Annotated in this window: 11 protein-coding genes; all 11 read right to left on the reverse strand. The window is 45.8% G+C overall.

Annotation, left to right across the window (positions count from 1 at the left end):
* Nucleotides 1-8 precede the first annotated feature (8 nt).
* A complete protein-coding gene (hslO, locus tag MKY52_RS08795; RefSeq protein ID WP_042183894.1) occupies nucleotides 9-893 on the reverse strand; it encodes an Hsp33 family molecular chaperone HslO in 885 nt (294 codons plus the stop codon).
* A 47-nt stretch (nucleotides 894-940) separates the two neighbouring features.
* On the reverse strand, nucleotides 941-1,708 hold the full coding sequence (locus MKY52_RS08800) for a type III pantothenate kinase (RefSeq protein ID WP_042183892.1): 768 nt from the start codon (nucleotides 1,706-1,708) through the stop codon (nucleotides 941-943).
* Nucleotides 1,705-2,580: a carboxylating nicotinate-nucleotide diphosphorylase gene (gene nadC / locus MKY52_RS08805; protein WP_042183890.1), complete on the reverse strand. Its 876-nt coding sequence runs from the start codon at nucleotides 2,578-2,580 to the stop codon at nucleotides 1,705-1,707. The genes MKY52_RS08800 and nadC overlap by 4 nt, the downstream gene beginning before the upstream one ends.
* A complete protein-coding gene (nadB, locus tag MKY52_RS08810; RefSeq protein WP_076286871.1) occupies nucleotides 2,570-4,186 on the reverse strand; it encodes an L-aspartate oxidase in 1,617 nt (538 codons plus the stop codon). The genes nadC and nadB overlap by 11 nt, the downstream gene beginning before the upstream one ends.
* 39 nt (nucleotides 4,187-4,225) lie before the next feature.
* Complete coding sequence (gene nadA, locus MKY52_RS08815; RefSeq protein ID WP_042183878.1) at nucleotides 4,226-5,164, reverse strand: quinolinate synthase NadA; 939 nt, start codon at nucleotides 5,162-5,164, stop codon at nucleotides 4,226-4,228.
* 258 nt (nucleotides 5,165-5,422) lie between these two features.
* Nucleotides 5,423-7,477, reverse strand: a complete 2,055-nt coding sequence (ftsH, locus tag MKY52_RS08820) for an ATP-dependent zinc metalloprotease FtsH (protein WP_341050959.1) — start codon at nucleotides 7,475-7,477, stop codon at nucleotides 5,423-5,425.
* A gap of 109 nt (nucleotides 7,478-7,586) precedes the next feature.
* Nucleotides 7,587-8,126 (reverse strand): hypoxanthine phosphoribosyltransferase, encoded by a 540-nt coding sequence (gene hpt, locus MKY52_RS08825; protein WP_042183870.1) that lies wholly within the window; start codon nucleotides 8,124-8,126, stop codon nucleotides 7,587-7,589.
* Between the two features lie 46 nt (nucleotides 8,127-8,172).
* The gene (gene tilS / locus MKY52_RS08830) at nucleotides 8,173-9,615 is read right to left on the reverse strand and encodes a tRNA lysidine(34) synthetase TilS (RefSeq protein WP_341050960.1); all 1,443 of its coding nucleotides are present in this window, start codon (nucleotides 9,613-9,615) and stop codon (nucleotides 8,173-8,175) included.
* Between the two features lie 36 nt (nucleotides 9,616-9,651).
* Complete coding sequence (locus tag MKY52_RS08835) at nucleotides 9,652-10,590, reverse strand: serine/threonine protein kinase (protein WP_042193073.1); 939 nt, start codon at nucleotides 10,588-10,590, stop codon at nucleotides 9,652-9,654.
* Nucleotides 10,580-11,326 carry a VWA domain-containing protein gene (locus MKY52_RS08840; protein ID WP_042183866.1) on the reverse strand — a complete coding sequence of 249 codons (747 nt, stop codon included), beginning with the start codon at nucleotides 11,324-11,326 and terminating at the stop codon, nucleotides 10,580-10,582. Before MKY52_RS08840 ends, MKY52_RS08835 begins: the two co-directional genes overlap by 11 nt.
* A 539-nt stretch (nucleotides 11,327-11,865) precedes the next feature.
* Nucleotides 11,866-14,373: a stage II sporulation protein E gene (gene spoIIE, locus MKY52_RS08845; protein ID WP_149643863.1), complete on the reverse strand. Its 2,508-nt coding sequence runs from the start codon at nucleotides 14,371-14,373 to the stop codon at nucleotides 11,866-11,868.
* Nucleotides 14,374-14,570: the final 197 nt, after the last annotated feature.

A 14,570-nucleotide genomic window follows, 5' to 3' on the forward strand; every position in this document is an offset into this window, starting at 1 on the left:
CCCATGCCCTACGATTTCGCTTGTTCTAAAATGACCTGTAATTCGTCCTTATTAAAAACATAAGCCTCGTTGCAAAAATGACATACAACTTCAGCCTGCTCATCTTCTGCAATTAATCTCTCCAGTTCATCTTGCCCTAAGCTAACCAATGTCTGCTCTACCCGCTCACGCGAACATTGACAAGCAAAGTTAATATCCAGTTCATCCATAACTACCGCATCCGGCAAAAGAAAACGCAGCATTTCTTCTGGCTCTAGGCCCTGATCAAGAAGTGTTGTCACGGAAGGCATAGCCCCTAGAGCTTTTTCGATCTCCGTAATCTCCGCATCCGTCAGTCCTGGAAGAAGCTGAACGATAAACCCTCCGGCTACAATCACTGACTCATCGGTATCCACTAATACACCTAAGCCAACTGCAGCTGGGGTTTGTTCAGAAACAGCGAAATAATAAGTGAAATCTTCCGCAAGTTCTCCGGAGATGATAGGAATACTACCTCGATAAGGTTCCTTCAAACCTAAATCCTTTATAATATCAATGAACCCTTCAGTTCCTACGGCTCCAGCAACATCCAATTTGCCCATACTATTGCTAGGTAAGTGAATGTGAGGATGGTGTACATAACCGCACACTTCTCCCAACGCATTGGACTCCGCAACGATTTGCCCGATCGGTCCATCCCCTTTGACCATGATACATAGTTTCTCTCTTCCTTTGAGCATAGCGCCCATCATGGCTGCAGCGGTAACTGTACGTCCAAGTGCGGCTGTAGCCGTTGGATACGTATCATGTCTGCGCCGCAATTCCTCGACCAATTCTGTTGTGCGGACAGCAAACGCTCTCACTTTACCATTCATAGCCGTTCCACGGATAAGTCGATCCTTCTTTTTTTCCATTGGGTGCATAGCCCTCCTATCTCTTCGCCCTTTAGGCTTCTTTATCTTTATTGGTTACGGTCATAAATAATTCGTAATCCTTCTAGTGTTAACATAGGATTTACTTCATCGATACAATCCGTCTCCCCCGCAATTAGCGAAGCGAGGCCTCCAGTAGAAATAACCTTCAGTTCCGGAGCGTTCATCTCGATTTTGATACGCTTTACAATCCCCTCGACTTGGCCTGCATACCCAAAAATAATACCAGCCTGCATAGCGTGAACTGTATTACGTCCGATAACCTTTTTAGGCTTCTCCAACTCAATTCGTGGCAGTTTCGACGCCCGCTGGTATAAGGCCTCTGTAGAAATAACAAGACCCGGAACAATCGCTCCTCCAAGATAATTAGCCCCTGCATCGATACAGTCGAAGGTCGTAGCCGTACCAAAATCAACAACAACAAGCGGACATTTATATTGTTCAATCGCAGCCACAGCATTAACAATCCGGTCTGCGCCAATCTCACGCGGATTCTCATAGCGAAGATTAAGTCCCGTTTTTATCCCTGGTCCTACGAGTAACGGATCTTTGCCTATATACTTTATACACATATCCACGATAGTCTTAACCAAAGGTGGAACTACCGAGGATATAATTACACCTTCCACATCTTTGACAGAGATCCCTGACATCTGAAAAAGATTGTGTATCAGCACTCCATATTCGTCCACGGTGGATTGGCGCGCAGTACTTAGCCGAAAATGATGTAACAATTCGCGCTTTCTGTATACACCGAGAACAATATTGGTATTACCGACATCGACAGCAAGCATCATGATGAGGACCCTTCCTTCTTGGCATTAAGGTCTAGACTAATATCCAGACTGGAAAAGGAGTACGTAAGGCGTCCTACAGAAATCACATCCACACCTGTTTCTGCGATCCCACGAACCGTTTCTAACGATACATTGCCGGAGGCCTCTGTCTTGACATGTGGAGCTTTAGCTTTAATCCTAGCCACCGCTTGCTTCATCATCTCGTTAGACATATTATCAAGCATAATAATATCAGCACCTGCTGCCAGCGCCTCTTCGACTTGCTCTAAGTTCTCAGTCTCTACTTCAATGCTCATCGTATGTGGAATGTTCTTCCGCGCACGACCTACTGCCTGCCTAATACCACCTGCACCTTTGATATGATTGTCCTTGATCATAACCGCATCATATAGACCAAAGCGATGATTAAAGCCTCCACCAACACGAACTGCATATTTTTCCAGCATACGATGTCCTGGTGTAGTCTTACGTGTATCTACTAGACGAGTCGGTAATCCATCGAGCACCTGTACGAAAGATGACGTACGTGATGCTACACCGGAAAGACGCTGCATCAAGTTGAGTGCAAGCCGTTCACCCGTAAGAATTGCATGTGTGCTTCCCTCTACCTCAATAATTACAGTCCCTTTTGTCACTGCTTGACCTTCTTCTACAAGGGCTGTAAAGCTAAGCGTAGGATCAACAATTTCAAAAACCAACTCTGCAATCGGGATACCACAAATTACGCCATCTTCTTTAGCATGAATAATCCCTTTAGATTCATGGCCAACAGGTATTGTCATTTGTGTTGTTACATCACCGGAACCTACATCTTCCCGCAGCCAAGCCTTAATGGATTGTACTAGTTCTTCATTGTAACCATTAAACATCATCGCTTAATTCCTCCACTATTCCCAGATCGCGAATTTGAAGCAGGTGCTTGCGCCACTGATCATCACTTCGCTGCGGGTAATCCTCACGGTAATGTGCCCCGCGACTCTCTTCCCGTGCTAGAGCAGACTCTGTCACGAGCAAACAGCAGGTCAGCATATTAGCGAACTCGTATTCCTCACGTTTAGTCAATACGGATCCAAAGATGGGTAGCTGCCGTTTCAATTCTTCTATTCCCTTAGACAAGGTCTCTTCATTACGTCGTAATCCAGCATATCGAACCATTACCTTTTGTAGCTTCAAACGGCGTTCCACAATAGCTTGAGTTGGCGAATCAACACGCCCTTCGTTGCTACTAACTGATGTAACATCACGTCCAAGCGGAGATAATTGGCGAATCCGCTCAATAATACGATGTCCAAAAACAACTGCTTCTGATAATGAATTGCTTGCTAATCGATTAGCCCCATGTACGCCTGTGGAAGAAACCTCCCCGCAAGCAAACAAGCGAGGAATCGTACTCTCCCCATTTAGATCGGTCTTAATGCCCCCCATCATATAATGCGCAGCTGGAGCCACTGGAATCCAATCACTTGTAATATCCAGTCCATAGCCCATACAGGTCTCATGTATTGTAGGGAAACGATGCTTCACCATTTCTGGGGATTCATGCGTAATATCCAAATAGACAAACGTTGACTTTGTAAGCTCCATTTCACTTACAATAGCCCGAGCTACAATATCTCGTGGGGCTAGCTCAAGCAACTCATGATATCGTTCCATGAACCGCTCTCCATTAATATTGCGCAATACCGCTCCTTCCCCACGGACTGCTTCGGAGATTAGGAATCTAGGAGCTCCAGGATAACTCAATGCTGTAGGATGAAATTGAATAAATTCCATATCTCGTATATGAGCCCCGGCACGATAAGCAATGGCTACCCCGTCGCCTGTAGCTACTTCAGGGTTGGTAGTGTATCTAAATAATTGTCCTGCTCCACCAGAGCACAAAATAGTCGCATCCCCTTGCAGGAATAACCGTCCGCCGCCGGGACGCTGCAACAATGCGCCTACACATTCTCCACCTTCAGTGATGAGATCAATGACATAATGATCATCCCACACCTCAATGTTCTCATGTTCAGCTACCTGTTCAGCCAAGGCACGAACAATCTCATAACCTGTAGCATCTCCATTAGCATGCAAAATACGACGGTGACTATGCGCTCCTTCCTGCGTCAAAGCCAGTACCCCATCTTCCTTATCAAAAAGAGTACCTAAACGAATTAGCTCATGAACTCTATCTGGTCCTTCATTAACAAGTGCATCGACAGCTGTGGATGAGCAAAGACCTGCTCCCGCCATTAATGTATCCTGCCGGTGGTAAGCAGGGGAATCGTCCTCAGCTATTACAGCTGCGATCCCCCCCTGTGCATAGCGAGTATTACTCTCCATTACTGATTTCTTTGTGATCATAATGACACGCCGATCTTCACTAGCTTTAATAGCCGTGAACAATCCGGCAATCCCTGAACCGATAACAATACAATCTGTCTTTACTTTAGGAATATCCCGAAGATCAAAATCAACCAAATATTGTGGAATCATGACCGCGTTTCACCTGTTTCAACGAAAGAGTAGCGCATACTACCGGACTTGTAGCATGCGCTCTAAGGAAGTTCTGGCTTTGTCGGCGACAGCAGGCGGTACATAGATTTGTGGCTTCATCGTCTCCAGGCATTTCACCAGTTTTTTTAGATTGTTAACTTTCATATTAGGACAAACAAGAAATTTTGTAGCAAAATGGAATTCTTTATCCGGACTATCTTTACGAAGCTGATATCCTGTACCATCCTCAGTTCCAACGATAAATTGCTTACGGTCAGATTTCCGGCAATACTCGAGAATGGATGTAGTACTACCTACATAATCACCCATGGCCACTACTTCCGGACGACATTCTGGATGAACTACAAATTCTGCTTCTGGGTACTTCGCTCTCATTTCTACTACATCTTTAACAGTCAACATATCATGAGTGTTGCAATAGCCTTCCCAGATAATCAGTTTTTTGCCGGTCTGATCTTGTACGTATTGACCAAGATTCTTATCGGGTACCCAGATAATTTCTTCAGCATCGAGGGATTCGATTACTTTCACGGCATTGGCAGAGGTACAACAGATATCAGTTTCCGCTTTAATCTCTGCAGACGAGTTGATATAAGTCACCACTTTAGCATTTGGATGTTGCGCTTTAAGCTTACGCAAACCGTCTACATTAACCATATCAGCCATTGGGCAGCCTGCACGTTCATCAGGAATAAGGACGGTTTTGTTTGGAGCCAGAATTTTAGCACTTTCCCCCATGAAATGAACACCGCAGAATACGATAACCTCTGCATCAGTCTCTGCAGCCTTCTGAGCGAGTAAAAAAGAGTCTCCCCGGAAATCAGCAACCTCCTGAATTTCATCACGTTGATAATAATGAGCTAAAATGATTGCGTTTCTTTCCTTCTTAAGCTGTTCAAGACGTATACGAAGTTCTCGATTCTGTTCCTGCTTACGCTCAAGTGCCAGAGCTTCCACCGATTGTTCTCCCCCTTAAATCTTCGCGGCTTTACGCCGGTGCGATGTTATCAAATGGCATGAGCCATCATCCGAAAAAATGAATAAGCTGATGTTAATAGTAAGTAATATTAATCACTAATGTACACAACGTTCCAGCCCCTGTCAATGTGACTAGACAGGCTTCCAAGCATGAAATTACCTAAAAATTAAAATAAAAAATCCGGAGAGCAATTACGCTCACCGGATTAATTTACATCTTATGAATAGTGATCCTGCTTAGGTAAGGCCAGTTCCGCCGCCTTTATTGTCATCATCAGATCCGTCATTACCCTCAGATTCAGGTTTGTTCGGGATTTCCTTTGATAGGTTCGGAGGCGTGGAATCAGTATCTTCAGACTTGCCTTGAATGCGGACACGCACATCACCGATATTATCAATGACAGGTTCGCCAACTTCAAGCGCAACGCCTTCGCCACCCTCAGCCTTACCATCTTCAGAAAGGAATCCTTGTTCAATCAGCTCTTTAATCTGATCAAGCTCAAGTGTTTCCTTCTCAAGTAACGTATTGGCAATCAGGTGCATTTCTTTAGAGTGTTTGAGCAACAGTTCTTTACAACGTTCGTAGCTCGAAGTAATAAAGTTTTGCATTTCTTGATCAATCTCATAAGCAATGGAATCACTATAATTCTGTTCATGCCCAATATCACGACCCAAGAATACTTGGCCTTGAGAAGAGCCGAACTGCATAGGTCCAAGCTTATCGCTCATACCGTACTCCATGATCATGGCACGCACGATGCGCGTAGCCTGTTGGAAGTCACTGTATGCGCCCGTACCGATCTCACCAATAAACAATTCTTCGGCAACACGTCCACCAAGTAATCCAGTAACCTTATCCAAAAGCTCCTGCTTGGTAACGATCATCCGATCTTCCTTCGGAAGCATAATAACATATCCGCCGGCACGTCCGCGTGGGATAATTGTAACTTTATGCACCATATCAGCATGCTCAAGGAAATAACCAGCTATAGTATGGCCTGCTTCATGGTAAGCAACAATGCGTTTCTCACGGTCACTGATAACCCGACTACGTTTCTCAGTACCCACGATAACACGGTCAATGGCTTCATCCACTTCAATCATGGAAATATCTTTGCGGTTACGACGTGCAGCTAGCAATGCTGCTTCATTTAGCAGATTCTCTAGATCAGCACCCGTGAATCCAGTTGTGCGTTTAGCGACAACATCCAGTCTTACATCTTTCGTAAGCGGCTTGTTACGGGCATGAACCTTAAGTACAGCTTCACGGCCTTTTACGTCAGGGCGGTCAACCGTAATTTGACGGTCAAAACGTCCTGGACGAAGTAATGCAGGATCAAGTATATCAGCGCGGTTAGTTGCCGCAACAATAATAATGCCTTCGTTACCACCGAATCCATCCATCTCAACCAGCAATTGGTTAAGTGTCTGCTCGCGCTCGTCATGTCCGCCGCCGAGTCCGGCGCCGCGTTGACGACCCACAGCATCAATTTCATCAATGAAGATAATACATGGCGCGTTCTTCTTAGCGTTCTCGAACAAATCACGTACCCGAGAAGCACCGACACCCACGAACATTTCTACAAAATCGGAACCAGAAATACTAAAGAAAGGAACACCGGCTTCACCTGCTACTGCACGTGCAAGCAATGTTTTACCTGTTCCCGGAGGGCCTACAAGCAGTACGCCTTTAGGGATACGTGCACCGACAGCTGCAAATTTGCGCGGATCTTTCAAGAACTCAACGACTTCGACAAGCTCTTGCTTCTCTTCGTCTGCCCCTGCAACATCCTCGAAGCTGATTTTCTTCTTCTCTTCATTATATAACCGAGCCTTGCTCTTGCCGAAATTCATGACTTTACCGCCGCCACCTTGCGCCTGGTTAAACAGGAAGAAGAACAAGATGAACATAATGACTAGCGGGATAATAGAAGAAAGGAATGTCAGCCAAATGCTGGTACCTTCCATTTTCTTCTGAGTTAATTCAATCCCATTAACATCACTAGCTTGAATCAGTTCATTAATAGCAGCATCTGTTGGAGGAATATATGTGGAGAAGCTTTTCGATTTAGTATCGGCAGGCAACTCTCTATATTCGCCTGTAACTAAAAAGGCATTACCCTCAAACTGAACCGTCAAATCCTTCACATTGTTGCTCTTGATCTCCTGCCGTAACTCGTCGTATCTAGGGAAATCGGCGGCTTCATTTCCATTGCTCACAAACTGGACAATACCCACCACGACTAAAAATAAAATCAAATAAAAACCAGAATTCCGGATGAACCGATTCATCCCCTACCTCCTCTCGCAACACTCAAGTTATTGTACCATAGCCTCTTGGGACACCTCAAATAAAGGAAGCCAAGGGTGCCCGATCCGTATGATCAAGGCAATCAATAGTTCAATTGGAATAAATCTCAGGCTTCAGTACTCCAACATATGGGAGGTTCCGATACCGCTCGGCATAATCCAATCCGTAGCCTACTACAAATTCGTCTGGCAACACGAAGCCTGTATAGCTGGCTTCCAGATTAACCGTACGACCTGAGGGCTTATCAAACAAGGTAACCACATTGATAGAAGCAGCATTGCGGTTGCGGAGTAGCTCAATCAAATAGCTGAGCGTAAGGCCACTGTCAATAATATCTTCAACGATCAAGATATCGCGGCCTTCTACCGATACATCTAAATCCTTAATAATTTTGACAACACCAGAGGACTTGGTGGATGCTCCATAGCTAGATACTGCCATGAAATCCATCTCAACAGGTACTGTAATGGCTTTAACCAGATCTGCCATAAATATAAACGCGCCTTTTAGTACACAAATGACTAAAGGGGTACGTCCTGCGTATTCTTCGCTCAGTGTTCGACCGAGCTCCTTAATTTTCTGCTGAAGTTCCTCTTCGGTGATCAAGACTTCTTGAATATCATTTTGCAACTTGCGAAACCTCCTAAGTTATACTATGAAAGACTTACATCGACCATTACGTTTCTTCACGGTCATCCAGCTCTGCTAGAGACAATAGAAGTATCGAGGTCGTTTGCCGCCCTACTGCGGCATGCATCGAGCGTCTTACGCCCGGAATCCAGACGATATTGCCCAAACCATCACAAACGAGGGGGATCATTGAGCGTTCAGCAGCAGGTATTTTATCATCAATATAAATATCTTTTACCTTTTTGCTTCCGTTTAATCCCATGACTCTTATGGTATCTCCAGGCAATCGGGAACGTATCGTTAGTGGAAAGACCAGTTCATCACGGTCAAACCAAGCCGACATCTTCCCATAATCCTCCCCCTGTACAAAAAAGTTTTCTCTCTCCAGCACCGCCATCGACATCACCTTACCTATTTCCTCCAGCTTAAGCTCGGAATCCGGTAAAAACAGACGATATGTATAGCTTGCCTGTTGCTGCGCGGGCTTGGACGAGAACAAGATGATATCATATTGCCGCACACAAGTCAGGCCTCCACCTAAATCCAAACTCCAGGTGGTGGGATAGCTCTGCAGCGTTCCCCGACGTACAGATTCAATCTTGGAGAAATCAAGGGCAGATAGATCCGCCGACAGATAATTTAATATTAGTTTAATCAAACGCCGTTGTAAAGCGGAGGGTATGGCCGCAAATGAAGCTCTGTTAAAGGTATATTTCCCTTCCCCTTCCGAAACCAGCTCCTCAAAGCATTTTACCGCAGATGCCTCCATATATTCATCCTCAGCTCCTGCAATTTCCGCAAGCTGCACAAGTGACTGTCTCACTCTGCCGTTATACCTTTCCAGAAAAGGAAGAACTTCCAATCGAACAGCATTCCGCTTGTATTTCGTCAGCAGATTAGTTGCATCCTCGGCATAGGTGAAACCTTCATTCTGACATAACCCAAGAAGAGCCGTTTTGTTAATACGTAGGAATGGACGAATGAGTTCCACCTTTTTTTCTGTTCTTTTCCACTTGATACCGGACAGCCCCGATAAACCGCTTCCTCGCAATAGACGCATAATCACCGTTTCTGCCTGATCATCCGCATGATGAGCCAGAGCAACGGAGCGCGCCCCATAACGGTGTGCGGTATCAATCAGAAATTCGTATCGCTTCTCGCGTGCTGTCCCCTCAGGACCGAGTCCACTCTCTTTAGCCAAAGAGGGAATATCGAATTCTGCCAACTCAAAGGGCAGTCCCAACTGTTCAGCCATACCACGTACTAGCTCTGCCTCTTCCTTAGACTCCGCTCTAAATCCGTGATTCACATGAGCGCATATTAAGGTAAGTGGCATAACGTTTACTGCTATTTCATGCAAAACATGCAAAAGAGCCACAGAATCCGGGCCGCCGGAAACTGCGACTACAATGGTGTCATGGGGCGCCCACAGCTCGTGCTCGGCTGCTGACTCCAATACTGACTCCACCAGTCCATTCATTTGCTCCATATGCGGCCCCCCTTTTCTCTAACTATATGTATAAGTTCAAAACCGAAATACCCAATAAATTGTAAAGGCAAGCACAAACAAGGATAACCCAAAAGCATTTTTGAGCCAGCGAGGTGTGTCCATACTATCAGGACGCTTTCTACGCGAATTGTAAATATGGCTTCGCCAGAGCTCTGTAGCATCTGCGGAACCGGTGAAACCTCCTTTTAACGCCAAACAAATCCAAGAGGATAGTTTCTTGTCGGGTAGATTTCTAGCCAGCTTAAACAGCTCATCTACACTTCTTGTCTGCGGCAGCTGTAGCGCAGCTTTCTTGAGCCCCTCTTCATTCAAAAGACGGAGGCACAGTACAGCAAAAGCGAATAGATCATAACCCTCATCACTCGTGCGGCTGCCTGCATTCCAAAAGCCACGGTCATGCCATTCGGTAAACTGCTTCACACTGCGACCAATAGGACTTGTGCCCCCAAAGTCGATCAGCTCCACTTCGCCGTACTTTGATACCATGACGTTTTCCGGCTTCAAATCCCCGAACACAAAACCGCATTCATGCAGCGTGCGCAGCTTATCAAGCAGACCAAGCCCTACCAGGCCTAACCAGTCGGGACCGTTTTTCGATAAAAAATGATGCAGAGGTTTGCCTTCAACATACCTCATTACATAAAAGGGGACATTATCCCCATTCGCAAAATCATCCGCTTCCAAAAAATAAGAAGACAATGGATTCTCACGACGAGCACGATGTTCATTCCGCTTTCGCCGTGATTGCAGCGAGGTTAGTACATTGATCTCCGATTGAAGTTCAAGTGTATCGTATCCGATTTTTAGCGCGTACCTTTCCCGTCTGCCTTCTCTTTGCACAAGATATACGGTTCCGTTCGCGCCCCTTCCCAGCATCCGCTCAACGACATAACGGTTACCCCGCCATTTGCCGTTAATTAAGGTACCAGTAGGATAGGACGGATTAGACGACATACCCACCAATCATCCCTTCTCTTTCGTCGTGGTCATCACTTAGTCGGCGTCCACGATGTTCATCCAGTGTATCATAACGATAATGTTCAAGCACCTTGAAAATAGCTGGACCCGTCGGTGTCGCCCCTCTCATGTGTAATTTAGAGAATAACGTACGAATACCTGACATGTCATGGGTCCAATCTAGATCAAGCTTGGCATCTTCGCTGCTGTTATTTCCAGGATAATGGAACACAGCAATCTCACTCTTACCTTCCCGTGCTTCCAAACTGAGCGCCAAATCGCGGATAGCATCTTCCACAGCACCCAGTTTAGGTTTCATACTAGCACTGGCATCGATAAGAAGTGCAATGCGCAGCGGTGTTGTTTCTGTCAGTTCATCTACAACTGTAACAACCTGTGAACGTTGAACAGGAGGTAACTGATCCAATGAGCCATCGCCTAGTATCTTTTTTACCTCTTTATTAACCGCCTGCTGGATCGTCTGAACCACGGTCTTGCGTGTCATCATCTGAATCGTCTGCGCCAGTTGTGGCGTTCCGACTATTCGGCTAAGGCCTCCCCCGGCCTTGGCAATGTCGGCAATCTCCCGGCTTCCGAGCTCGCCGATCGTACCATAATCAACTACACCAACCACATTTACGGTGATTCCCTCCTGCAGGGCATGCGCCGCTGCCAACACCGGACTTTCTCCTACATTCGAACAACCGTCAGTAATGAGCATAATTTGCTTCATGACCCTCAACTCCCCCTTTGTTTGAACCTCTGTTTCTAGCATATCCAGAAATGAGAGATTTCAAACGGTCGCTTTTGTTGGGGAAATTTATGATCTGAACTACGGGGATAGTGAATAGGGGAACTGCGAGAAATGTTTGGGCTTTCGATCGCTGTTATTATTTGATTTCTCTATTAAAACCGTCCTTTACGGTTGAAATCAAATAATAAAGGCGAACGCTCCGCTTCTACAGCTCCAAACTTTCTCTCCGTTCCGTACCTTCACTAGTAAACAGTTTAGATCAAAAAATTACGTTCCAAAGTCAGCGAACCTTTGAAACGTAAATAGTAGAGGCCGGCGAGTTACACATCATAGACTCGCCCCGACTTCCAAGCACGCACGACGCTTCGCGCGTACTTAAACCTCGTATAGCAGCACGGCGCATTGCGCGCACTGCAAATATATAGGCAACACGACACTTCGTGCGTGCTTAAACACACAAGCAATACGGCGCTTCGCGCGTACCAAACGTAAAACCTAAGCCTAAACCGAGAAAATTCCTAACTCACCGTACGCGGACGCTCCATTCGGCCGACACCAGGCATATGCAGACTGGACCACTCTGGGTGGAAATGATCTACACGACTTACGACAATTGTCATGTCATCATGGATCTCATTGCCCTGATAACGAATTACCTTATCTAACAGGCTATCCGCCAAATCTTGAGGATCATCCCCCTCAAGCTCTTGGATCAACCGTTTCATCCATATCTCCTTATTAACGGCATATCCTGGCGCATCATAAATACCATCCGTCATCATAATCAAAATATCACCGGCCCGAAGCTGCATACTAATCAGATCCACATCGATATCTTTAATGATTCCTATAGGCAGATTGCTAGAGGTTATTGGAATGACCTCACTCCCCCTCCGGATAAAGCTCGGTGCGGAAGCAATCTTCATAAAAGTTGTCTGTGCGGAATACTGATCTATCAAAGCCATGTCAACGGTAGCGTAGAACTCGTCAGGAGAACGTAATAAGAGAATAGAGTTTACCGACTTTACAGCCAGCTTCTCATCCATACCGGATTGCAGTAGCTTTTCTAACATACCGAGGGCGGCACTACTCTCCATTCTCGCCCGCTCACCATTTCCCATTCCATCGCTAATGGATACTGCAAAGGTGCCGTTTCCAAGCTCTACGGTACTGAAGCTATCGCCAGATAACATATCTCCTCCTTTAGAAACAACGGCCACTCCTGTGTTTATCTCAAAGGCTTTGGCTGAACCGAAGGTAACCATCGACAATCCTTCCCGAGGATGGACTGCCGTCTCGCTCATGACAGCAATATTCTCATCTAGTATGTCGGAAAGGAGCGGAGCGATCATTTTACGGCATTCATCAAAACCACGAGTATAGGCATGCACCACCTCTATTTCAACACGCCCAGGATCTAAACTTAGGATTTCGATACTATGAATAGACAGCCCTAATTTCTCCAATGTCTCACGGATTTGAGCTTCCTGACGATACATAGCCTGTCCCTCGCGTTTTATTTCACGCGCCAGGTCCTCCATAACCTGTGACACGCCCGATAACTGCTCGGCAACAAATTGACGACTATCGTATATTTGTCTTTTCCATCGCATATCATGTTGGTAAAGATCATATTGTCCTTTCATGACTTCAAGCACCTCACCCGTTTTACCGCAAATCCGGCTCCATTCCGGAGGCAGCTGAGCTGCCGTAATATCAGGGCATTCCTCAACAGTAGTCATCATATCTGTCATATATCTATACGTCTGATAGAATTTTGCATCCCAGCAGTGGGAACGCCGAATGCATCCTGCACAAGCACCCTCTGTCACCGTACTCATGAAATCCTCCATCTCACGGTCTGATTTCCCTACTTCTCCGGCACGTGGAATCTGACCAAAGCTGCTCGACAGCTGCTGGAATACCTGTGAGAATTGCGTCACCCGTTCTGCCGTTAAATCCCTGACCCTTCGCGCATATTCGTGTTGAGATCGGCTATGATCTGACGTGCCAGGAACATATTTAGCAATGGCAGATATCATCGCCTTAGGCGTTATAAGAAATAGCACTACCGCTACGCAGGTTTCCCATGTTGAGGCCATCATATCACCCGGACCCGTAAAATAGACGGAAAGGATCGTGGATCCTAGCAACATCCCGATAGATACTGCACCTTTTCGACCACCCTGCATCATTCCCGCTAGCATTCCAGAAAAAGCAAGCAGGCTCATCTGATAGATAGCACTAATATCCGCCAAACTGAGAATCAATCCGGTCACCACCCCAACAGCAGCCCCAAGAGGAGCCCCACCTGCCATGGCGAAGAGTAGAATCAAATATCGTGACAATATATGCTCCAAAGACAAACCATTAAGGGTCCAGCCCACAAGACCCGTCATTACTGAGGCAAGTAATATAATAAGGCACAGAATCTCCTCGTTCCTGAGCGCTCTACTCTTTTGCTTATAGGTTAGTAAAGGCAGCGCTTGAATGAACACCAGTGTAAGCACAAAACCTAGTAAAGCATCTAGTGTTGTCATCATAAGCGGATACCAAGAAAGAGAAGGTCCAATAACAATCTGGAACAAGCCAACCATAAACGAAGACACGAACACCATAAGTGGTGCATAGGATAAATCTATTCGTTCATAACTTTCCAAGCCTTTATAAACTAAAAAGAAAATAATCAGCTCAGCAGTAGTAACCAAAGCTCCAGGGAATGGAGTAAAGAGACTTCCAGCTATAATGGCTGCAGCTACAGGTAGAATAGAGTCGCGACGCATAAACACAATGACGGCAAAGTATGCGACAGCAAAAGGGGATAGTTCGTCCAGAATCATGGCTCTACCCAGCAGAAACCCCATGAAACTGAGCAATAGCATCCATTTCTTCGCTGCTATTAGCTGAACATACCGCTGCTTCTGACCCCAAGCTGTAATACGCGTGCGCAATGCTTGTCTCTGCTTCTTATCTTCACTTCCCACTCTTGTCCACTCTGGCAAATTTACCACGTTGCTTTTACTCATTCCCCTACACCACCCGTTTAAGAATTTATGGTTCTCATTATATAACCGGGGAATTGAGAAAGTTTGTCAGAAATGGAGGGACACACACAAGAAATTTCCGACAAAAAAGCCTTCATTCATGATCTGTAAAAAAGCGGTTCTATCCCTTGCGGGACGGTAGGTTGATTGGTTTCAAGATTGTTTACAACGTAATTTCA

This window comes from Paenibacillus sp. FSL P4-0184, assembly GCF_038004625.1.
In the GTDB taxonomy this organism is placed as follows: Bacteria; Bacillota; Bacilli; order Paenibacillales; family Paenibacillaceae; genus Paenibacillus_AQ.

Coding starts and splice junctions, on each gene's coding strand:
- hslO (WP_042183894.1), bottom strand. CDS start 893: ATGGAAAAAAAGAAGGATCGACTTATCCGTGGAACGGCTATGAATGGT.
- MKY52_RS08800 (WP_042183892.1), bottom strand. CDS start 1,708: ATGATGCTTGCTGTCGATGTCGGTAATACCAATATTGTTCTCGGTGTA.
- nadC (WP_042183890.1), bottom strand. CDS start 2,580: ATGATGTTTAATGGTTACAATGAAGAACTAGTACAATCCATTAAGGCT.
- nadB (WP_076286871.1), bottom strand. CDS start 4,186: ATGATTCCACAATATTTGGTTGATTTTGATCTTCGGGATATTCCTAAA.
- ftsH (WP_341050959.1), bottom strand. CDS start 7,477: ATGAATCGGTTCATCCGGAATTCTGGTTTTTATTTGATTTTATTTTTA.
- tilS (WP_341050960.1), bottom strand. CDS start 9,615: ATGGAGCAAATGAATGGACTGGTGGAGTCAGTATTGGAGTCAGCAGCC.
- MKY52_RS08835 (WP_042193073.1), bottom strand. CDS start 10,590: ATGTCGTCTAATCCGTCCTATCCTACTGGTACCTTAATTAACGGCAAA.
- MKY52_RS08840 (WP_042183866.1), bottom strand. CDS start 11,326: ATGAAGCAAATTATGCTCATTACTGACGGTTGTTCGAATGTAGGAGAA.
- spoIIE (WP_149643863.1), bottom strand. CDS start 14,373: ATGAGTAAAAGCAACGTGGTAAATTTGCCAGAGTGGACAAGAGTGGGA.